Raw genomic sequence first — 21,156 nt, 5'->3', positions numbered from 1 at the left:
TCTATTCGACGCTCTTCAGTGCCGAGAGCATATCGAGATTTTTCATTTTTTTTGCGACCGCGCGGTTGATGATCCACGCGAAAAACAAAGTCAGGATTCCGGCGATCAACACGTTCTGCGGCGTGATCGTTCCGAAAAGGTCCAGTCTGCTGTCCAGATTTTTTGCAACAATCCAGGAAATCGACCTTCCGACGGGAATGCCGAAAATCATCCCGAGACAAACGGAAAAATAATTTTCAATCAATACCAGATTTCGGATTTCGCCATGGTAAAACCCAAGTACCCGCAGTGTGGCGAGGTCTCGGATCCGCTCGGTGAAATTGAGGATGCTGGTGTTGTACAGAACGACGAACGCCAACGCCGCGCCCATCACAATCATCATTGCCACCGCGATGTTTACCACCTGCGTGCTGCCGGAAAGGCCGGAGCGCTGACTTTCGCGGGTCACCGATTCCTCGACCGCGTCGCTGGAAAGGAATTTCTCATTCGGAGCACCGTTCCATTTGACCAAAAGCGCGGTCGGTTTGAAGGTTTCTCCAAGGGATTTCCAATAGGCGTCCGACATAAAAATCCCCTGTCCGGAGGCAAGGTAGAAAACCTGAGTGACCGGGACCGTAACATATTTTTGATCCGTGCGCTTGATCTGAATACTGTCGCCCGGCTTCACGCCAAGCGTTTCGGTAAGCTTGCGGCTCACAGCGATACCGCTTTCAGGAATAGAGACTGGGTTGCCGGAGACATCCTGCAGATGAATCAGCGGACTGTTTTTCGAGGTGATGGTCAGCGGCTCCATTTTCCGCTCGCCGTCCGGGCAGATCAGTTCAATATTGCTTTCCTCCGTCTGCTGCACAATCCCATTTAGTTCCTGGTTAGCGAGATAGCGGGTGTCCGTTTTGGTTTGGTCCACAAGAATTTTCTGATCATAGTTAAACGTCGTTCCATACATCTGCACCGTAATCCCCGAAATCATGCTCCGGATCGTCAGCGCCGCAAGGATTGCGCCGGTGCAGCCCATGACGCCGACGGTACTCATCATCAGGCGGCCCTTGTTTTTCATGGTGTTCCTGGCAATCAGTTTGCTGCTGAACTTCAATTTTCTCCAGAGAGACGGGATGGATTCAAGAAAAATGTGGTTCCCCTTTTTGGGCGGCCTGTCCCGGAGCAGCACCGCGGGAGTGTCCCCCTGAAGCTTACGACAGGCGTAAAAGGAAACCCCGCCCGTGCAGATTAGAATCAGCGCCATGGCGAGAAAGAAATGCCCGAAGTTGATGCTGAGCCGGTAGTCGCTGAACGTCAGCTTGACCCGCGGCACCAGAACGCGGCCGAACGCATTAGGGCCTATCACCAGCCCCAACAGCGATCCGAACAAACCGATGACCACGCCGTAGGAAGTATAATGCCACAGAATACTCCGCCTGGAATACCCCAGCGCCTTCAGGATTCCGATCTGACCGCGCTGATTTTCCACCAGGCGCACCATTGTGCTCTGCGTGATCAGCGCCGTCACGATGAAAAACAGGAGGGGGAACACGATGCCGAGCGTCCTGAACTGCTGAATCCTGGAATCGACGCTGTTGACGCTGCTGCTGTCTTTCTGCGAGACAATCCCGATCAGTTCCTTTCCGATCACCGCGTCGGCCTGCCGCTCCACCTGCGAGACATCCGTTCCGGACGCGAGCCGGACGCTGACCTGATTGTAGACCTTCCTGCCGTAGACGCTCTCCATCGTTCCGGCGTGAACAACCAGAAACCCGAAGCTCTTCGAGTCAGGCATCAGCGACGCGGAGTTTTTCACCGCAAAGATCTGTTCGCTGCTCAGTCCCAGCCCGGTGATGGGAACCCGAACCCAGGCGCCGTTCAGCTTGATCGAAACGACGTCCCCAATTTTAAGCCCGTTGCTTTCGGCAAAATTTTCATCCAGGACCGCTCCGCCTCCATATTTTTCAAAGGAGCCTTCCTGCACGTCCGGCTGGTCGAGCGTGCTGCGGTCGTCCAGCGCGTAAACCCGCAACGTGGGGTTTCCCGGAAGGTCCGTGTCCGCGTCGGTGCAGTAGCGCTGCTCCACCCGCGTGACCCCGTCGATCTGCTTGATTCCCCACAACTGCCGCTCCGACGGGTTGGCGACGGTCACCCAAAGGTCGGACAGACTGGTCGACCGGTACATGGCGTCCGCGTGCTTCTGAATGGTAAACCAGATGCTGTCAAGGCCCGTCACGATGCTGACCGCCAAAGTTGCCATGATAAGGATGGAGATAAACTGGGACTTCGACTGTTTCATGTCCCGGATTGTCTTTTTCCACAGAGCCCCCCTCACCATACGATTTCCTCCACATCCTTCGGATGCTCGTGCGTCTCTACTTCCGCGATTTTTCCGTCCCGCATATGAATGACCGTCTGCGCCATCTCGGCAATCGGCGCGTTGTGCGTCACGATAACAACGGTTTTGCCGAGGTCGATCGCAACGTCACGGATCAGCTTCAGCACCTTTCTGCCTGTGACGGAATCCAGCGCTCCGGTCGGCTCGTCGCACAGAACGATCTGCGGGTTTTTCGCAAGAGCCCTGGCAATGGAAACCCTTTGCTGCTCTCCGCCGGACATCTGGCTGGGAAAGTTGTCCATGCGCTTCGAAAGGCCAACCCGATCGAGCATCTCCTGAGCATCGAGAGGGTTCCGACAGACCTCCTCCGCAAGCTGCACGTTTTCCAGCGCAGTGAGGTTCGGCACCAAATTGTAAAACTGAAACACAAAGCCGATCTTTGTTCTGCGGTAATTTGTGAGCTCCCGCTCCTCCATGCCAGAAACTTCTTCACCGCCCACGGAAATGATTCCGGAGGTCGGAGAATCCATCCCTCCCAGAAGGTTGAGAATGGTGGTCTTCCCCGCTCCGCTCTGGCCGAGGATGACGTTGAAAGTCCCCTGTGCCAATGCGAAGCTGACGCCGTCCACCGCTTTGATAATGTTATCCCCGACGCGGTACTCCCGTTCCACGTCTTCCAACGTGATAAAATCCATGAAAAATCTCCTTGAAAGCCAGATTAGAAAACCGTTAAAACTATCTTTCTTTTTTCACCCGTTTGCATTATAATGATTTCATAAGAATTAGCAACCGCTAATTCAGTGAAAAATGCCGTTTAACCGACAGCTGCGGCATTTCTGTTGGGAAATTTTGAAAGGAAGGGGCACGGCGCAATGCGGGAACCGGATCTCCGCGTTCAAAAGACGCAGGAAGCGATCGAAAGCGCCTTGCTGAGCCTGATCGGCGAAAAAGGGTTCGACGGCGTCACCGTCAGAAGCCTGTGCCTTCGGGCGAGAATCAACCGTTCCACCTTTTATGCTCACTATCAGGACAAATATGACCTGCTGGACCAGATTACGCAGAAAGCCATCCAAAAAATCGTCCGCATCGTCAACCCGGAAGAAATCGTCGACGGCAACGGAAAAATCAATCTTTCCTTCTATCACACCATGGTGCTTTCGCTGTTCCGCGCCGTTGAGGAGGACCGCACGCTCTATCAAAACCTTCTCGGCGTTAACGGAAATTACAATTTTCTCAAGGAACTCAAGAAAACCGTAAAGGAAAAGATTCTTGCGGAATGGGACGCGATCCGCCCACGCATCAAGATGCTTCCAATCGACGAAACGCTTTATTTGGAGATTATCGTGTCGATTTTTGTCGGAGCGGTTCTTTGGTGGATTGATGAAAACTTTTCCCTTTCTTCTGAGGTGATGGCGGAGCAACTCGTCCGGTATGTAACTTCCAGCATATCTCTTTGGGGACTAAAGGCGGAGGGAACCAATCTCTCATTTCTTAATGATATCGAAAACAAATTATCCGGTAAGAGGGAAAATCTTAAGAATTATTAAGGACAAACGGCTTCAGGGACTTTGCGAAGAGGCACAAAGTGCATTGTCCAGACACATCGTTCGCATGGTTAACATAGAAAAATCATAATCCTATTAGCTCCAAAACCCGCCGTATTGAGCGAAGAGCGGGTTCTTTGGCAATCTAAAAAGGCCGGCGATTTCAAATCGCCGGCCTTTCCCGCTACCGGGTAGGTTCGGGGCTTTCACCCTTAGAACGCGAAATCACCGGTCGGGCTAGAAATGGGGCTGTTGCAAAATGAATTTGCGATAGCAAATTGCACAACGGAATAGCCTCAAAGCAAGAAAATGCGTCTTGAAACGGCTGACAAAGCCCGATCAAGGCGCATTTTTGTGCATTGTTTTTTATCAAAGCTGTTTTACAACGGTCCCTTACTCTTGTTTTTCTCCGCCACATGCAAAAAAGCAAACCTCAGGCTTTCTGTTTCTCATCGGCGAAGCTTAGAAGGTTAAGCCTTTAAAATCGGGAAAGGCTTCCCCTCCATCGCGGGCAGATCGACCCGTACCAGTTTTGCAAAAGTCGGACAAACATCGATCATATTCCCGCTGTCAAGCCAAACCCCCGGCAGAATATCGGGCCCAAACGCCAAAAACGGCGGCTTATCCCCTTTATCGGGGTGATGGCCATGCATCGCTCTGTGGAACTGAAACAAAGGTGAGTCGGTCGAAATGACGGCGGGAACAGAGACATCATTGCCGAAAAGCGTCCCTTCCGTTCCTTCCAAAACAAAGGAAAAGCCGCCCCGCAGTTGTTCTTCCGCCTCCGACTCTTCCGCAGTATAAATCCGTTCCAGATACCGCGGATACTTTCTTCTGATTTCCTCAAGAACGCGGTATACTTTTTGAATCCATTGAGGGTCTCTCGGTTCGTTCAGAAAAATCTGTGCGGAGAAACCGGCGGAAAAGCTATAAGCGTCATAATCCACCGCCTTTCCTTTCCCATCGGTACGAATCAGTCCCATGTCTTTGAACACAGAATTGATATTGAAAACAGTTTCAATATCAATCTGACCGTGGTCCCCAAGAATCACAAAATTCGTGTTGTCCCATTCTCCCGCTTCCCGGACGGCCTTAACAAAGCGTCCCGCTATGATGTCAAGCTCGCGGAGGCAGTCGTTTACTTCATTTCCTTGGTCGCCGTACAAATGGCGCGTGTGGTCCAGCATCACAACATGGCACAGGAGAAGATCCGGCCTTTGGGTTTTCAGCAGGTCGAGAGCGACTTCAACGCCGTAATAGCACATATCCTCATTATCGGACCAGTTGTAATGCCCAACAAAACGGTCGTAATAATCGCTCATAACATTATCGGAAGCAGCCTTCTCATACACCGATTTCGGGTCCTCTCCCCGGCCCCTTACGGGCCAGATTTCGGGAAGATTGTAGCCTCTCTTCTCCCCCGCCGTTACAGGCCAGAGCACTGTGGCAACTCTGCCGCCTTGTTCCCAGACGGCGTCCGTCAGCGTCTTCACCTTAATATTTTCCTTTTCCCAGTACCAGTCCGAGCCCATGATGCTGAAATCGGGGTCATCCGGATTGATCCGGGCTTTCTGGTTGTGTGTAATGCCGTGACGGTCGGGATGCACTCCGGTAATCATAGTGGTGTGAATCGGGTAGGTAAGCGTGGGATAGATTTCCCGGACATTTTTCACGACCGCGGCTTTTTTTAAAATCCGCGAAAAGCAGGGAAGGCCTGAAAGTAAATCCAGGTCGCCCGTCTGCAGGGCATCGAAAGACAATACTACTAATTTTTTTGGCATGACCGGCTCCACTTCTGCCGTTTTACCGGCGTTTCAGATTATTTATAAACTCCGCAACCGCTCCCGCTGTTTCGGGTTATCAGACTCACAAGGCGCACAGGAATTACCCTTTCAGGCATTGGTTGATCTTTGTTTCTTCTTTTGCCACTGTGGAATCGATGTCCGCCCCGTTGACCCAGACTGCGTCCATCACGTTGACCAGCTCCTTGCTGGCCTCTGTATATCCGGGATTCATCGGGCGGCCCACGCTGCAATCGTTCAACTGATCAAGAGCCACCTTAAACTGCGGAGTTGTCTTATAAAGGTCTTGAATGGTGGAAGTTTTGGTTGCGCTTTTGCGACTTGTAACATATCCGGTGTATTTACTTGCATAGGCAGACTGCTCCGTGTCCGTCATCCATTTGATAAATTCCCAGGCAGCTTTCTTTTCTTTTTCAGAGATTTTCGTCGTCATGACCAGATTGCATCCACCCGTGGGAACGCCGTACTGAACATTTTTGGGAATATAGCAGGTATTCACCTCAAAATGATTCTGCTTCGCGACACTGAGAGTTTTGCTGAGGTTTGCCGTGGAAGCAAACCACATCGCGCACTTCTGATTCATGTAATCCGCGTCCACCTTGCTGGAATCAGCGCCCGCCACGCAGCGGACATCTCCTTTATCAATCAGGTCCCTGAAATACTTCAGCACATATTTTCCCTGATCCGTATTAAGATTTGTCGCCGATTCGTCCTTATTTAAAACAGAGGTGCCGTTTTCCAGAAAAAACGCTTCCAGCGTCCAGATATAGGAATACATCGACAGGCCGTAAGCCCCCGTTTTTTCCTTGATCGTTTTGCAGTAATCGGCCAATTCCCCCCAGTTTTTCGGACCGCTGGGATCAAGCCCCGCTTTTTTCAGCAGAGTGGTATTCATATAGAGAATCGGAGTGCTTCTCAGATAGGGCAGTCCGTACCAAGTGTCACCCACCTTGCAGTTTTGCAAAAGTCCCTGATAAATATCATTCATATCGACCCCATCCTGCTGTATGTAGGGACTTAACGGTTCAATCACGCCGTTCTGAGCAAATCTTTTTATGGAGGAGATTTCCATTACGGAAACGGCCGGTGTGGAACCTGATACATATGCTGCCTGAAGCTTTTGGTGAACGTCGTCATAACTCCCCTGATATTGTGCGTCCACTTCGATCCCTTTTTTCTTTCCAACCGTCTCGTTAAACTGCTTGGCCAAATTTACATTGTTCTCCTGTATTTTGTCGGTCCAGGCATACCAGAATGTGATTTTAGTCGGGCTTGCACCCGACGGATCCTTCGAGCCCTGACCGGAGCTGCCAGCGGTATCCGCGGTGCCGGCAGAGCAGGCTGTTGCGGACACCATCATGGCCGCGCAAAGTAAAGCCGAGATAATTTTCCTCATTGTTTCCCTCCTGATTTTTAAATACATTTTCTATAATAACGCCGTCAAAACGCCTATCGGCGGCAGCGGCACTATTTGTCACCGATGTAGGTAAACGCTTTAATAATTTGTTTCTGGGCAAAAAAGAAAGCGATCATCACCGGAATTACAAGCAGAACGTTCCCCGCCATCAGAACATTGTAGTCAATTCCTCCCTCATCCAGATGAAGAGCGGTAATTCCAACCGGAAGGGTTCGCACCGTGTCTTTGGTCGTGAGCACCAGCGGCCAGAAATAATCGTTCCAGGTGGCGATAAAAGTAATCAGCGCCAAAGTTACCACCGTAGGTTTGGCAATGGGCAGCATGACTCTGCACATGATTTTAAACTCGCCCGCGTGATCCAGCCGCGCCGCCTCCACAATTTCATCCGGAACCTGCTTGAAAGTCTGACGCATCATAAAAATTGCAAATGCGCTGCTGGCCGACGGAAGAATTAGGCTGGCATAGGTGTTGATCATCTGCATTTTGCTGAACATCAGGAAAAGCGGCAGAAAAATCATCTGAGCAGGAATCATCATGGTTGTCAGAGTCAGCCCAAACAGAAAAGAGCTTCCTCTGAACTGAAACCGGGCAAAAGCATACGCTGCTGGAATTACCGTAAGACACTGGCAAACCAAAATCCCGATTGTTACAATGATACTGTTTTTCAGCATGGAGAAAAAAGGGATTCTCCTCATTACTTCCGCAAAATTCCGCCACTGCGGGTCGGACACCCAAAAATCCGGCGGCATTTTCAAGGTCTGGCCGAGCGTTTTCAGGGAAGTTAACACCATCCAGTAAAACGGCGCGAAAAAGATCAGGACGAGAATCAGGCCGGCAAGGACCCGGACTGCAGGTCGTAAAACCTTTCTTTTCATATCTGCCTCCTCATTTATGATCGATAATGAATGCGCCGGCTGAGCGCGCGAAAATAAAGCACGGTGCAGATTCCGATGATTCCCATCAGAACAACGCCCATTGCGGAAGCGTAACCGATTTTATAAAACTGAAACCCGTATTGATAAATGTCGTAGACCAGCGTATTCGTCGAATTCAGGGGGCCGCCCTGCGTCATCAGATTCACGGTCTCAAACACTTTGAACGCAGAAATAATATTCATCAGGGTAAGAAAGAAAATCGTCGGTGAAATCATCGGAAGCGTTATCCTGAAAAAGACCGTGCGTTTTTTCGCGTGGTCAAGGTTTGCGGCTTCATAAAGATACTGAGGAATTGTTTCCATTGAGGAAATAAATATGATCGTGTTGTAGCCGATTCCTTTCCATACCGAAACAAAGATCAGAGACGGCAGGGCGACGCTTGGGTCGCTCAGCCAGCCCACCGGGGACATGCCAAGCAAATGCAGAAGATAGTTAATCAGGCCGTAATCCGAATCCATCATCCACATCCACACATAAGAAATCGATACGAGAGATACGATGTAAGGGGTAAAGAGCACACCCTGCAGAAATTTGTTCAGCCTTGTGTCCTGCTTGAGAGCAAATGCCAGCAAAAGAGGAATCATCAGCGAGAACGCGACCATCAGAAACATATAGAGAAAGGAATTCCCCATCACCTGCCAGAAATCCGCGTCGTGGAACAGGTCAAGATAATTTTCAAGACCGATAAACGTCTTAGGCCCGATCAGGTTCCAATGAAAAAAGCTGAGGTAGATCATATAGCCGATCGGATACAGAATAAATACGCAAAATACCGCTATAGATGGGGCAACCATCGCATAGGGCAGCAATTTCGCGCCGACCTTTCCGGCGCCGGATTCCTTCGACACCGCCGCATTTGTTCTCACTCTTCTGTTCAGCGCATAATTTGTCTCCATGAATTTTCACCCTCCTTCCTCTTAACAGACCATTCTGTTCTCTTCTTCATCAAAATAAAAAAGATCGCTGTTTTTAATCAAAACCGAATTTGTTCCATATTCCAGCATTTGCAGTTCAAAGCTCTTGACATGGAACACGCCGAACGGCGACTGCACTTTGTAAAGAATTTGATCCCCGAGCATTTCCCGTGCAAGAATTGTTCCCTGCAAAGCGACCTCGTTTTCACGGGGTGTTTTTTCCCGCCCGCCGATGGAGGCTTTTTCCGGGCGGAAACCTACATATTTCGCTTTCGGAGGGACCGGGAGATCCGCTTTTTTCAGTTCCTCGGCGCTCAGAATATTCATTGATGGCGAGCCGATAAATCTTGCCGTGAAAACATTTTCCGGTTTTCCGTAAATTTCCGGCGGACTGCCGATCTGCCGAATCTCCCCCTTTTCCAGAAGGACAATATCCGTTCCCATCGACATGGCCTCCACCTGGTCGTGCGTCACATACACAAAGGTAGCGTTCAGTTTCCGGTAAAGCTCGATCAAATCCGTACGAATCTGATTCCGCAATTTGGCGTCGAGGTTGGAAAGCGGTTCATCCATCAGAAACACGGCGGGTTTTTTTACAATCGCCCTTGCAAGCGCCACCCGCTGGCGCTGCCCGCCGGACAGCTGCTGAGGTTTTCTGGACAGGTATTCCCCCAGCCCAACCATCTTTGCAATTTCCTGAATTCGTTTTTCCCGCTCCGCCTTCGGTATTTTCAAATTTTTTAAACCAAACTCAATGTTTTCTTTCACATTCATGGTCGGGTACAAAGCATAGTTTTGAAATACCATGGCAACGTGCCTGTCTCCGGGTTCTACGCCGCTGACATTTTTTCCGTCGATCAGCAACTCGCCGGCCGTTTCCTTTTCCAGCCCGGCAATCATTCTCAGAATTGTGGATTTTCCGCAGCCGGAAGGCCCCAGCAGGACCGTGAAGCTGCCCTCGGAAATTTTCAGGTTCAGGTTTTCTATTACAGGGGGATTTTTCGCATACGCCTTTGTAATATTGCAAAGTTCAATTTTATCCATTGAGAGCCTCCTTTATTCCATCAGCACGAACACTGATACAATACCAGACCTTTGTAAAAAGTCGGTCCTTATTTATTTATCTTTTGATTAAATTACCAAAGTTTGCTTTAGAAAAACCCGCCGCAAGTCGGGGTGCAGACCGACGGTTAAAAGCCGCGCAATCCCAACCGATCTCACCAGCCCCGCCGGTGGTTTCGGTAAACAAAACAAAAACAGCACCTTGCAAGCAAAGTGCTGTTAGCGTATCGACTTTACCCAATCTTCTGCGGGCAAATTACAGCAAAAGATTTCAAGCTTTATCAACCGGCTTGCCGGTCTTTACTCTCAGGACGGCGCTGTACGCCCCGTTTGACGAAAGCGCGACGAGAATTGCGTTAAGCGGAATCGCCGCGGCCGCGGAAAGCGTCAGCGCGCCCGTAAAGTATGTAGCCGCGTAAAGAATGATGACGGCAATAAAATAGCTCAACCATTGCGTCGGCAGCTTCTGGAATGAATTTTTCAGGAATTGCGTTATAATGCCTGTTGCCGCGGAACAGCCGGTAAAAGTAACCAGAGTTGACCATGCAAAAAATTCGTTCATACCGATTTCCCCCTCCGATTTTCGTTCGGTTTACGAGAGTCTGAACTCAGCCTTTATTGCCATTATATGCCCGTTTTTTATGATCATGCTTTTTTGTCGTTTCGCACTTCCATCTCTTTCCTTTTGATCAATACTGTTATATAATAGAAATATCGAAATTATATTCTGAAATAATAAAATAAAGGAGCAAAAAAATGAAATTTTCCGACATGAAATATGAACGTCCCGATCTGGATGCAATGCGGAAGCAATACAGCGAGATTACCAAACAGTTTTCCGAATGCTCGAATGCATCCGAGCAGTACGATTTGATTCTTCGGCATGAAAAGCTCAGCAGCAATTTCCAGTCGATGGGAACGGTTGCCTATATTCGCAACAGCATTAACACGGTGGACCCTTTCTATGAAAAAGAAATAGCGTTTTTCGATTCCAACAATCCTGTATTTGAAGAATCCGTTCAGAATTTTTATAAAGTGATCGTCGCCTCCAAATTCCGCCCGGAATTGGAGCAGAAAACAGGCAAGCTGTTTTTTAAAAATCTGGAAATATCCATGCGGTCTTTTTCGCCTGCCGTTATCGATCTGAAGAAAAAGGAAAATGCGCTGGTTACGGAGTATGAGAAGCTGCTTGCCTCCGCGAAGATCGAATTTAACGGTGAAACGCTGAACTTGTCAGAAATTCAGAAGTATCAGATTTCTTCGGACAGGCCGACCAGAAAAGCGGCATGGGAAAAAACCGCCGGCTTTTTTATTGAGAATTCAAAACGGCTGGATGAAATCTATGATGAACTCGTTCAGAACCGGACCAGCCAGGCAAAAATTCTGGGCTACAAGGACTACGTTCAGCTGGGGTACGACCGTTTGGGGCGCAACTGCTACGGCCCGGATGAAGTAAAGAAGTTCCGCAACCAGGTTGCGAAAGACCTTGTTCCCGTGATTACTGAAATCAAAAAGGGCCAGGCGAAACGCCTGGGACTGCCCGACCTGAAGTTTTACGATGACAAATCTCTGTTTCCGGATGGCAACCCAAACCCGAAGGGCGACCGTCAGACTCTGGTCAAACAGGCACAAAAAATGTATCGCGAAATGAATTCTTTGACCGGAGAGTTCTTTGACTTTATGGTAGAAAATGAACTGTTTGATCTGGACAGCAAAAAGGGAAAAGCAGGCGGCGGATACTGCACGGAAATTCCGGATTATAAATCGCCGTTTATTTTCTCCAACTTTAACGGCACGGCCGGAGATGTTGAAGTTCTGACTCATGAAGCAGGCCACGCATTTGCAAGCTATTTATCCCAGAGCATGCCTCTTCTCGAACTTCGCACGCCGACAATGGACGCCGCGGAAACACATTCCATGTCGATGGAACTATTCTCGCGCAAATGGGATCCGCTGTTCTTCGAAGAACAAACCGACAAGTTTCATCTCTATCAGCTGGAAGAAGCGATCAACTTTATTCCATACGGGTGCCTCGTGGATGAATTCCAGACTACCATGTATGAGAAACCAGACCTTTCTGCGGATGAGCGCAAACAGGTGTGGAAAGACCTTGAAGCCAAATATCGTCCCTGGATTGATTTCGATCATCTTCCTTTCTTTGAAGATGGCGGCGGATACCAGCGTCAGCACCATATTTATTCTTTCCCCCTTTATTATATTGATTATTGCCTCGCGCAGACGACGGCGCTGGAATTCTGGCTTGCTTCTGAAAAAGACTGGGACGACTCGTTTTCACGCTACCTTACATTCGTCAAAGCAGGCGGAAGCGAAACGTATGAACAGCTTGTCAAAGCTTCCGGATTGGGATACCCGATGGATCAGGGCTGCGTCAAGCACATGAGTGAACAGTTAATGGACTATTTTCACAAGCAAGCGTAAACACAAGATTCTGACATAAAAAAATGGGGTAACGTGAAAAACGTTACCCCATTTTTATAGAGAAACGGACGCGAAGCACGCGTCCGTTTCTGTTTTAAAATGATGGAATTAATACATTCCGCCCATGCCCGCATCCGGAGCAGGAGCAGCAGCCGGAGCCGGTTCTTTCTTATCCGCAACAAGGGATTCTGTTGTCAGAACCATCGCCGCGACGGAAGCGGCGTTCTGCAAAGCGGAACGTGTCACCTTGGTCGGATCCACGACGCCGAACGCAATCATATCGCCGTACTGATCGTTTTCAAAGTTGTAACCGTAACCGGATTTGCCGGAACTCTGGATTTTATTGATGATGACGGAGCCTTCCAGGCCTGCGTTTTCGGCAATCTGGCGCAGCGGCTCTTCCAGAGCGCGGAGAACAATTTTGGCGCCTGTCTTTTCGTCGCCTTCGGACTGATCGACAAAGGTCTGGACCTCGGAGATCGTATTCAGGAGAGCAATGCCGCCGCCCGCGACAATTCCCTCTTCCACCGCAGCCTTGGTTGCGGCAAGGGCGTCTTCCACGCGCATCTTCTTCTCTTTCATTTCGATTTCGGTCGCGGCGCCGACTTTGATTACCGCCACGCCGCCGGACAGCTTTGCAAGACGCTCCTGCAGTTTTTCACGGTCATAATCGGAGGTCGTCTTTTCGATCTGAGCACGGATCTGGCCGACGCGGTCGGAGATCTGTTTCTTGTCGCCCGCACCGTCGACAATAATCGTGTTTTCCTTGTCCACTTTCACCTGGCGTGCGCGGCCAAGCTGATCCATTGTGGCATCCTTGAGTTCAAGACCCAGTTCGGAGGAAATTACCTGGCCGCCCGTCAGGATGGCGATATCCTGCAGCATTTCTTTTCTTCTGTCGCCGAAGCCCGGAGCCTTGACGCCGACACAAGTGAAAGTACCGCGCAGTTTGTTGAGGATCAGGGTGGAGAGGGCCTCGCCTTCGATGTCTTCCGCGATGATCACCAGCTTCTTGCCGGACTGAACGATCTTTTCGAGGAGCGGAAGAATTTCCTGAATATTGGAAACTTTTTTATCTGTAATCAGAATGTAAGCGTCATCAATGATAGCTTCCATTTTTTCGGTGTCGGTTACCATATAAGGAGTGACATAACCACGGTCGAACATCATGCCTTCCACAACTTCCGAATAGGTTTCGGCCGTTTTGGACTCCTCAACAGTAATCACTCCGTCGGAAGTAACTTTCGCCATCGCTTCGGAAATCAGTTTGCCGATAAACTCATTCGATGCGGAAATTGCCGCAACACGCGCAATGTCGTCGGGGCCGGAGACCTTTTTGGAATTCTTTTTCAGCGCCTCAACGGCAATATTGACAGCATCCTGAATGCCGTTGCGAACCGCCATTGGATTTGCGCCCGCGGTAACATTCTTCATGCCCTCGCGGATCAGTGCCTGCGCCAGCAGAGTCGCGGTCGTGGTGCCGTCGCCTGCGACATCGTTCGTCTTGGTGGAAACCTCCTTAACGAGCTGAGCACCCATATTCTCAAACGCGTCGTCCAGTTCGATTTCCTTCGCGATTGTTACGCCGTCGTTTGTGATAAGCGGAGCGCCGAATTTTTTATCAAGAACAACATTGCGGCCCTTGGGTCCAAGGGTGATCTTAACCGTATCGGCAAGCTGATTTACGCCGTTTAACAGTGCTTTTCTGGCTTCCTCGCCGTAAATAATCTGTTTAGCCATAGATCTGATTCCTCCAATATTTTAATATTATGAAAGCTGTCTTTATTCCACAACTGCAAGAATATCGCTCTGACGAACCAAGGTGTAATCCACGCCGTCAAGTTTCACTTCCGTGCCGGAATATTTGCTGGTGATGACACGGTCGCCCTTTTTCACATACATGGTGACTTCTTTTCCGTCAACAAGTCCGCCCGGGCCAACTTCAACAACATCGGCGATCTGCGGCTTTTCTTTTGCGGAACTGGCAAGAATGATACCGCTCTTTGTGGTTTCCTCCGCCTCTTCCATTTTAATCAGGACTCTGTCCAATAAAGGTTTTACAGTCATAATATATCCTCCTTAGTATTTATTTTCTGTTAGCACTCATTCATCTTGAGTGCTAAGATTATTTTATCTGCTTCCCTTATAAAAATCAAGAGGTTTTTTAAGAAAAAGCAGGATTTAATAATTTATTTACAAATTCCTTCCACCGCATCTTTTTGGGGAACAATAAATCGCGCTGCATGGGGAAGGACCCGGTAGCTTGCGGCTTCCACCAACGCGACTTCCCCGTCCCGGTTGGAAGCCGCCGGCTTTTCGGAAAAAATTTCCATCTTCATTCCACGACGAAACAGCAGGAAATTTTCGAATTCTTTCGCGCCGATATGGCGTCCTGCTTTATACATGCCAACCAGCATGGGTATTTTGTAAAAGGGAGGCTTTCGGATCATGACAAAATCAAGCAGGCCGTCGTCGGGGATCGCCTGCGGAGCCCCGCAGTAGCCGCCGCCGTAATATCTTCCGCTGGCGGCAAGCGCGAACAAAAAGCACCCCCGAAACTCTTCGGAATCGTCAATCCGAATACGAAGGTTGCTGCCGATCTGCCCAAACAGCGCCCGAATCAGCCCCAAATCATACGCTGCGGAGCCGCTGACGAGCGGGACCCGCTTCAGGCGCTCCATATTCAGCGCAACCATAGCGTCCAGCCCCACAGAACAGACATTGATTGAAATTCCGAGTTCCGTCCGAATTAAATCAACTGGGCGCGAATCACCCTCGAGCTGCTGCTCCGGTGAAAGGAAATCCTGCATAGAGCCGAAAAGTTTGATATAATCATTGCCAGAACCGCAGGGAAAAATTCCTATCTCCGCATTATTTTTTCCCGTGACGCCCTCGGCAACTTCCCCAAGGGTCCCGTCCCCGCCGAAAGCGAAAATTCTGACCGGACCGCCCTTTTCCGCCTCTCTCGCCGCCAGTTCGGCCGCCTCTCCGGGCCGCCGAGTCATGTAACAGACGGGATTCAAGCCGCGTTTGATGAAAGCCTTCCGGATTCCCGGCAAAATTGTTTCTGCGGCGTTCTGCCTGCCGGCTGCGGGATTGACAATCATGACGTACCGCATCAGTTCTCCTCCCCGGGCAAGGATTGAAATAAATCAGCCAAAGGGATTCCAAACCGGCTCGCGACATCTTTCAGGCCATCTTCGATTTCCGACCGCGAAAAATCACTGTCGCGAAGCGCATCGCCGTCCAGCTTGTTCAGCCTGGCATAAAAATCAACGGCAAGTTCCAAATATCGCCGATCGCCCGTGTCGAGCCTTTCGAACAGAAGATCTTCTGCCTCATTGATCCGTTTCCCGCGGATCAGGTTCAGCAGCCGTTCATGCAGCCATTCCGTATCATTTTTTTCGGTCTCTGATATTTCAAAATCCGGTGTTTTCTTGTTCAGTACGGCTTCCGTAAGAAAATTAACGATACTCTCAATCTGCCGCATGACCCAATCTTCCTGAAACAACTGAACTCCCTCATTTCACGTTTTTTGGTGATATCATGCCTTAAAATACATGTAATACTGGCAGCGAATCATTCCGTTATAAAGCTTCCTCCGCTTATCCGCCTTTCTTCCAAAACAATCTTCAAACGTATCATCCGGGCTGATGATGGAATAACTCCAGAAATGACGCCGTTCAAAGGTTCTTCCCATCGCGCGGTAAATTTCCTGCGCCTGCTTCAAATCAAGCAGACGCTCCCCGTAGGGAGGATTGCAGATCACGCAGCCGGACTCGCCTTCCGCGCGGAACTGCGAAATATCCCGCTTTTCCGCACGAATACGGTCGCCGACCCCCGCCTTTTTCGCGTTTTCCAGAGTGAGCGAGAGCGCTGCCGGGTCCACGTCGAACCCGAGTGCCTGAAATGAAACGTCATGCCGCTCCAGCTCGCGCGCACGCTCTCGTTCCGTTTGCCACACTCTTCCGTCAATGCCGGCAAATTCCTCCCCCACAAAGCTACGGCGTAGCCCCGGGGCAATGTTCAGCGCGTACATTGCTCCTTCAATCAGAATGGTTCCGGATCCGCAGAAAGGATCGATCAGATGGGCGTCCCTGCGGACGCGGGAAAGGGAAACCATGGCAGCGGCAAGTGTTTCCTTGATCGGAGCCACCGCAGAATTCGCGCGGTAGCCCCTTTTATGCAGGCCTTCCCCGGACGTATCGATCATCAGGCTGACCCTGTCCTTTAAAATAAGAAAACGGATCTGGTATTTTGTTCCGGTTTCTTCAAACCACGAAACAGCATACTTTTGCTTGAGACGTTCCACAACCGCCTTCTTGACGATTGACTGGCAATCCGGCACGCTTACCAGCTGAGAGGATAAGCTGGAACCCTTAACGGGAAAGGCGTCCTTTCTTCCAATCCAGCGCTCCCATGGTAGGGCCTTAACTCCCTGAAACAGTTCTTCAAAGCTCCGCGCGGTAAACTCGCCCATCAGAATCAGAATCCGCTCTCCGCAGCGGGACCACAGATTCGCCCGCGCAAGCATTTCCTCCGAACCGGCAAAAACCACCCGGCCGTTCTGCGCTTCCACATTTTCCGCTCCCATCCGTCTGATTTCATCAGCGGCAAGGCCCTCCACGCCGAGAAGGCAGGGGCATACCAGTTTAAAATCCTCCATGATATTATCTCTCCTCAGAAAGAAAGGGCCGCGCCCGGCAGCCCTTTTTTCATAGTATTCTTTTTTTCTCCGGCGCTATTCCGCGTCCGGTGTAAGCAGTCCGTAATTGCCGTCCCTGCGTTTGTAAACAACATTGATCTGATTGTCTTCCTGGTTGCGGAACATAAAGAACTGATGCTCCAGCAGATTCATCTGCAGGATGGCTTCTTCCACGCTCATGGGTTTTACACCAAAATGCTTGGTGCGGACAATTTTATATTCTTCAGATTCCTCACGGTCATCCGGAACCTGAAAATCTTCATCAAGCGCTGAAAAATGGATTCTCTTTTCAAGACGGGTTTTATTTCTGCGAATTTGGCTGGAAAGCGCGCCGATTACATCATCCAGAGCATCGTTCATTTCTTCGGCAGTCGCTTCCGCACGGTAAATCATTCCCTTGGAATGCACTGTAATCTCCACCGTCTGGCGATTTTTCAGCACCGTTACGACGACCTTCGCCTCAGCATCCTCATCGAAAATGCGGTCGAAGCGAGAGAGCTTCTTCACAGCCAGCTCTTTGAAATGATCCCGCAGGTTTACTTTTCTGCCGGTAATCGTGATCTTCATGACAACATCTCCTTTAGCGTACTTTGGAGGATTCATCCACCATTCATACTATAACATACGCCGTTGAAAAAAGGAATAGGAGACTCTTAAATCGTCACGCTGCCGTGCCGCGTGACATGGCAGCCGACGTTGACGGCCACAGGCAGACCCGCAATATGAGTCGGATACCATTCAATCGCTACCGCAAGCGCAGTCGTTTTTCCGCCGAAGCCCTGCGGCCCGATTCCAAGCTCGTTGACCTTTTCCAGCATTCTCTGCTCCAAGCCGGCGTAAAACAGGTCCGGGTTATGCTGAGAAACCGGACGGCAGAGCGCTTTTTTCGCCAACAGCGCGCATTGTTCGAAATCGCCGCCGATGCCAACCCCAAGCACCATCGGCGGGCAAGGGTTGCTCCCCGCGGTCTTTGCGGTTTCGGCAACATAATTCACAAGATCGTCCTCTGATGCGGACGGAGTAAACATCCGGATTCGGCTCATATTTTCGCTTCCGAAACCCTTGGGCGCCACCAAAAGCCTTATTTTGTCACCCGGAACAATCCGCGTATGCAGAATGGCCGGCGTATTATCTCCTGTATTGACGCGCCGCAGCGGATCGGCAACCATGGAGCAGCGCAGCAAGCCGTCCAGATAACCGCGTCGAACGCCCTCGTTGACCGCGTCTTCAAACGCGCCGCCGGTCAGGTGAACCTCCTGGCCGATTTCCGCAAAGACAACGGCGGCCCCAGTGTCCTGGCAGATCGGCAGGTTCAATTTACGCGCAGCCTGCAGGTTAGCGCAAAGATCCTCCAGAATCGGCTTTCCTGTCCCGGAGGTTTCCTCTTTTGCGGCGCAGGCGATACAGTTTTCCAGGTCCTCCGGCAAAACACGGTTAGCTTGTACACAAAGCCGGGCGATTTCTTCCGAAATCCTTTGAACCCCTATTTCGCGCACAAAGCATCGCCCCCAAAAACGACTTGACCGCCGGCGATCACGCAAAGCGGTTTGGATTCGAGGCGGAGCGGGTCCGTATCAAACACCGTCAGGTCGGCGTCCTTGCCCTCTTCAATCGTTCCGACCCGGTTGTCGATGCCGCAGATTCTCGCAGGATTTACAGTGATGGCCGCAAGCGCCTCCGATGGGTCCATTCCCTCCCTGACGGCCAGTGCGGCGCAGAGCGGAAGGTACTGGATCGGCGTAACCGGATGATCCGTGATAATCGCGGTTAGAATTCCTTTCTTTGCCAGGACGCCCGGAGACGCCGGGGTAAGATTTTTCAGCTCCGGTTTGCTGCGGTCGCAGAGAATCGGGCCGGACAAAACCCGCACATGATCCTGGCGAAGACCGTCGGCGATTAAATATCCTTCCGTTCCGTGAACAACCACATAATCGAGATTAAATTCTTTTCCGATTCGGATTGCCGTGTAGATATCGTCGGCGCGGTGCGCATGGAAATGGACTTCAATTTCCCGACGGAGGGCAGGCAGAAGCGCTTCGCATTTCATGTCGAAATCCGGCGGATCGGTTTCCTCGTCCGTTTCAGACCGTTCCAGGTCTTCCAGATACCGCCTGGCCTTGAACAGCTCCGAGCGAATCAGAGACGCCGTCGCCATGCGTGTGGACGGAGCCTCGTTCTTTCCGTGATAAACGGTTTTCGGATTTTCACCCAGCGCCATTTTGATTGCAAGCGGAGCTTTTACAATCATATCGTCGATTCTCGTGCCGAATGTTTTGACTGCTGCCAGCTGACCGCCGATCGGGTCTGCACTGCCGGGGCCGGTCACCACCGTCGTGACTCCCGCGGCCAGTGCTTCTGAAAAGCAGCGGTCCATCGGATTAATCGCATCAACGGCCCTCAGCTGCGGAGAAACCGGATCGGTCTCCTCGTTTCCGTCGTCGCCCTCAAAGGTAAGACCGTCTTCCCACATGCCAAGGTGCGTGTGGGCATCGATAAAGCCGGGATACAGCCCCGCCCCATGCAGGTCAAGGACCGTTTCACAGGGCAGCTGCGGCAGCTTTCCGGAAGACACCGTTTTGATCTTACCATCCTGCACTCTCACAGAGCCTTCTGAAATTGCCGCCCCCGCCATGGTATGGATTTTCGCGTTGTAAATAAGCATAACAGCCTCCAATAAAAAAGCGGAGTGCGAACACTCCGCAGAAATTCCGTATTCTTATTTTGCCTGATTGGACCCGCCGTGCCTCGAAAATCCGCCTCGTTTGGATTCCATGCACCGTTTCAGGTCAAGCATTTTTTCGTCGCTCGTCTGCTTGAATTTAGACATCATGTCTTCAAAACTGGAGGGTTCATTTTTTCTGCTTGGCTGCCATTCGTAGTTGCCCGGCCTGGACGGCCTCGCCGCGCCGCCACCGGGACGAACTTGCTCCACGGCTTTCTTCATGGAAAGGCTGATTTTTCCCTCGGGAGTAATATTCAGGATTTTAACTTTGACCATCTGATTTTCCGACACAAAGTCGCGGATCTCCTTGACAAAGGTGGGTGCGACCTCCGAAATATGAACCATCCCGGTTTTGCCCCCCGGAAGTTCCACAAACGCGCCGAATTTCGTGATGCCCGTAACTTTCCCTTCCAGAACCGTTCCTACCTCAAGCTGCATATGTAAGTGTTTTCCTCCTTAAACAGAGCTGTTTAATGTCCGGCTATATTAACAAAAACACGCTCGCCCGGCTTGGCGTAATTAAGCTCTTCTCTCGCTTTGCGCTCCATATAGTCGCGCTCATCGTCCGCCCCGGTACTAAAAGCCTGTTTCAGATCATCATTTTTAATTTCCTGAATCTGAATCTGTTGTTTTGCCGCCGTAAGTTCCTGCCGCTTCCCCCGTATTTCAATCTGCTGATTCACCAGGGCAACAAGCATATACGCCCCGAAAACAAAGACAGCAAGCCTAAGCAGAAAACTTTTTTTTGGTTTTTGATTTTCTAGTACTTTCATTTCTCTGCACGACCTTACGTTTTTGCCTGCTACGACGCAACCCGTTACGACGATTATACACTATTCCTGCCCTCTGTTTCAAGCGTTTTTTCCAATCCCGTCCCTTTTTTTTCAAGAGATTAGCTGCAATCTTCACTTTTTTCCCAAACCATCCGGAAACACGTTTCAGCAGTCTGCCTATCGGATCAAAAAAACAGCGGTACAAAAATCCGGAAATCGCGCGGAAGAGATATGCCGTAACCTGTCCGACGGTAAAATAATAAACAAACCAGCCAACGGCTTCCCCCGCCAGAAGATAGATTCGTACCGCGCCGCCGCCAAGAGGAAGTGCCAGCAAAAATGAGAAAAACGCGCAAAATACCATGTAGAAAAAATCCTGAAAAAAAACCGCGCGTTTTTGAGAATGAAAAAAGTCCCGCCAGATTCTCAGCACGTCATAAATCGCGCCAAGGAGAAAACCGGCGGCAACGGACGCTGAAAAGCCGAATATCTGAAAAGAAAGAGGTGTTACCAAAGCGACTCACGC

At 50.5% G+C, this 21,156-nt stretch carries 22 protein-coding genes; 2 read left to right on the top strand and 20 right to left on the bottom strand.

The genetic code is table 11. From position 1 onward, the window contains the following. Position 1: 1 nt before the first annotated feature. Both ACLQ3M_RS10145 and ACLQ3M_RS10140 read right to left on the bottom strand, forming a co-directional pair. Positions 2-2,317 carry an ABC transporter permease gene (locus tag ACLQ3M_RS10145; protein ID WP_411677566.1) on the bottom strand — a complete coding sequence of 772 codons (2,316 nt, stop codon included), beginning with the start codon at positions 2,315-2,317 and terminating at the stop codon, positions 2-4. After that, the gene (locus ACLQ3M_RS10140) at positions 2,311-3,012 is read right to left on the bottom strand and encodes an ABC transporter ATP-binding protein (RefSeq protein ID WP_411677565.1); all 702 of its coding nucleotides are present in this window, start codon (positions 3,010-3,012) and stop codon (positions 2,311-2,313) included. Before ACLQ3M_RS10140 ends, ACLQ3M_RS10145 begins: the two co-directional genes overlap by 7 nt. Positions 3,013-3,189: 177 nt before the next feature. Here ACLQ3M_RS10140 and ACLQ3M_RS10135 point away from each other — a divergent pair, with 177 nt between their 5' ends. Next, a complete protein-coding gene (locus ACLQ3M_RS10135; protein ID WP_411677564.1) occupies positions 3,190-3,864 on the top strand; it encodes a TetR/AcrR family transcriptional regulator in 675 nt (224 codons plus the stop codon). 467 nt (positions 3,865-4,331) lie between these two features. Here the strand turns inward: ACLQ3M_RS10135 and ACLQ3M_RS10130 are convergent, their stop codons facing one another. The 7 genes from ACLQ3M_RS10130 to ACLQ3M_RS10100 form a co-directional block, all read right to left on the bottom strand. After that, positions 4,332-5,642: an alkaline phosphatase family protein gene (locus tag ACLQ3M_RS10130; RefSeq protein ID WP_411677563.1), complete on the bottom strand. Its 1,311-nt coding sequence runs from the start codon at positions 5,640-5,642 to the stop codon at positions 4,332-4,334. A 103-nt stretch (positions 5,643-5,745) separates the two neighbouring features. Then, positions 5,746-7,059 (bottom strand): ABC transporter substrate-binding protein, encoded by a 1,314-nt coding sequence (locus ACLQ3M_RS10125; protein WP_411677562.1) that lies wholly within the window; start codon positions 7,057-7,059, stop codon positions 5,746-5,748. A gap of 71 nt (positions 7,060-7,130) precedes the next feature. Continuing rightward, positions 7,131-7,955, bottom strand: a complete 825-nt coding sequence (locus ACLQ3M_RS10120) for a carbohydrate ABC transporter permease (RefSeq protein ID WP_411677561.1) — start codon at positions 7,953-7,955, stop codon at positions 7,131-7,133. Between the two features lie 14 nt (positions 7,956-7,969). Next, the gene (locus tag ACLQ3M_RS10115) at positions 7,970-8,911 is read right to left on the bottom strand and encodes a carbohydrate ABC transporter permease (RefSeq protein ID WP_411677560.1); all 942 of its coding nucleotides are present in this window, start codon (positions 8,909-8,911) and stop codon (positions 7,970-7,972) included. Positions 8,912-8,932: 21 nt separating this feature from the next. Beyond that, entirely contained in the window at positions 8,933-9,973 is a 1,041-nt protein-coding gene (locus tag ACLQ3M_RS10110; protein WP_411677559.1) for an ABC transporter ATP-binding protein, read from the bottom strand. Positions 9,974-10,049: 76 nt separating this feature from the next. Further along, positions 10,050-10,232 carry a hypothetical protein gene (locus ACLQ3M_RS10105; RefSeq protein WP_411677558.1) on the bottom strand — a complete coding sequence of 61 codons (183 nt, stop codon included), beginning with the start codon at positions 10,230-10,232 and terminating at the stop codon, positions 10,050-10,052. 30 nt (positions 10,233-10,262) lie between these two features. Beyond that, positions 10,263-10,553 (bottom strand): hypothetical protein, encoded by a 291-nt coding sequence (locus ACLQ3M_RS10100; protein WP_411677557.1) that lies wholly within the window; start codon positions 10,551-10,553, stop codon positions 10,263-10,265. A 194-nt stretch (positions 10,554-10,747) separates the two neighbouring features. On the opposite strand from ACLQ3M_RS10100, the gene ACLQ3M_RS10095 reads away from it, so the two are divergent. After that, complete coding sequence (locus ACLQ3M_RS10095) at positions 10,748-12,430, top strand: M3 family oligoendopeptidase (protein ID WP_411677556.1); 1,683 nt, start codon at positions 10,748-10,750, stop codon at positions 12,428-12,430. Between the two features lie 108 nt (positions 12,431-12,538). Here the strand turns inward: ACLQ3M_RS10095 and groL are convergent, their stop codons facing one another. The 11 genes from groL to yabQ all read right to left on the bottom strand — a co-directional run bounded on the left by groL (position 12,539) and on the right by yabQ (position 21,144). Continuing rightward, a complete protein-coding gene (groL, locus tag ACLQ3M_RS10090; RefSeq protein WP_411677555.1) occupies positions 12,539-14,170 on the bottom strand; it encodes a chaperonin GroEL in 1,632 nt (543 codons plus the stop codon). Positions 14,171-14,212: 42 nt separating this feature from the next. Continuing rightward, positions 14,213-14,497 (bottom strand): co-chaperone GroES, encoded by a 285-nt coding sequence (gene groES / locus ACLQ3M_RS10085; protein ID WP_411677554.1) that lies wholly within the window; start codon positions 14,495-14,497, stop codon positions 14,213-14,215. A gap of 122 nt (positions 14,498-14,619) precedes the next feature. Continuing rightward, a complete protein-coding gene (locus ACLQ3M_RS10080) occupies positions 14,620-15,549 on the bottom strand; it encodes a diacylglycerol/lipid kinase family protein (protein WP_411677553.1) in 930 nt (309 codons plus the stop codon). Further along, complete coding sequence (locus ACLQ3M_RS10075) at positions 15,549-15,941, bottom strand: DUF6483 family protein (RefSeq protein WP_411677552.1); 393 nt, start codon at positions 15,939-15,941, stop codon at positions 15,549-15,551. The genes ACLQ3M_RS10080 and ACLQ3M_RS10075 overlap by 1 nt, the downstream gene beginning before the upstream one ends. Before the next feature lie 33 nt (positions 15,942-15,974). Further along, complete coding sequence (locus ACLQ3M_RS10070) at positions 15,975-17,096, bottom strand: THUMP domain-containing class I SAM-dependent RNA methyltransferase (RefSeq protein ID WP_411677551.1); 1,122 nt, start codon at positions 17,094-17,096, stop codon at positions 15,975-15,977. Positions 17,097-17,171: 75 nt separating this feature from the next. After that, positions 17,172-17,702: a ribosome hibernation-promoting factor, HPF/YfiA family gene (gene hpf / locus ACLQ3M_RS10065; RefSeq protein WP_187036265.1), complete on the bottom strand. Its 531-nt coding sequence runs from the start codon at positions 17,700-17,702 to the stop codon at positions 17,172-17,174. An 86-nt stretch (positions 17,703-17,788) separates the two neighbouring features. Further along, positions 17,789-18,631 carry a fumarate hydratase gene (locus ACLQ3M_RS10060; RefSeq protein WP_411677550.1) on the bottom strand — a complete coding sequence of 281 codons (843 nt, stop codon included), beginning with the start codon at positions 18,629-18,631 and terminating at the stop codon, positions 17,789-17,791. Continuing rightward, complete coding sequence (locus ACLQ3M_RS10055; protein ID WP_411677549.1) at positions 18,619-19,797, bottom strand: amidohydrolase; 1,179 nt, start codon at positions 19,795-19,797, stop codon at positions 18,619-18,621. Before ACLQ3M_RS10055 ends, ACLQ3M_RS10060 begins: the two co-directional genes overlap by 13 nt. A 54-nt stretch (positions 19,798-19,851) precedes the next feature. Beyond that, complete coding sequence (locus ACLQ3M_RS10050) at positions 19,852-20,295, bottom strand: S1 RNA-binding domain-containing protein (protein WP_411677548.1); 444 nt, start codon at positions 20,293-20,295, stop codon at positions 19,852-19,854. Positions 20,296-20,327: 32 nt separating this feature from the next. Next, positions 20,328-20,630: an FtsB family cell division protein gene (locus ACLQ3M_RS10045; protein ID WP_411677547.1), complete on the bottom strand. Its 303-nt coding sequence runs from the start codon at positions 20,628-20,630 to the stop codon at positions 20,328-20,330. After that, positions 20,584-21,144: a spore cortex biosynthesis protein YabQ gene (gene yabQ, locus ACLQ3M_RS10040; protein WP_411677546.1), complete on the bottom strand. Its 561-nt coding sequence runs from the start codon at positions 21,142-21,144 to the stop codon at positions 20,584-20,586. The genes ACLQ3M_RS10045 and yabQ overlap by 47 nt, the downstream gene beginning before the upstream one ends. Positions 21,145-21,156 lie beyond the last annotated feature (12 nt).

This window comes from Caproicibacter sp. (assembly GCF_046707225.1).
GTDB lineage: Bacteria > Bacillota > Clostridia > Oscillospirales > Acutalibacteraceae > Caproicibacter.
This window is presented reverse-complemented; position numbering and strand designations above follow the sequence as displayed.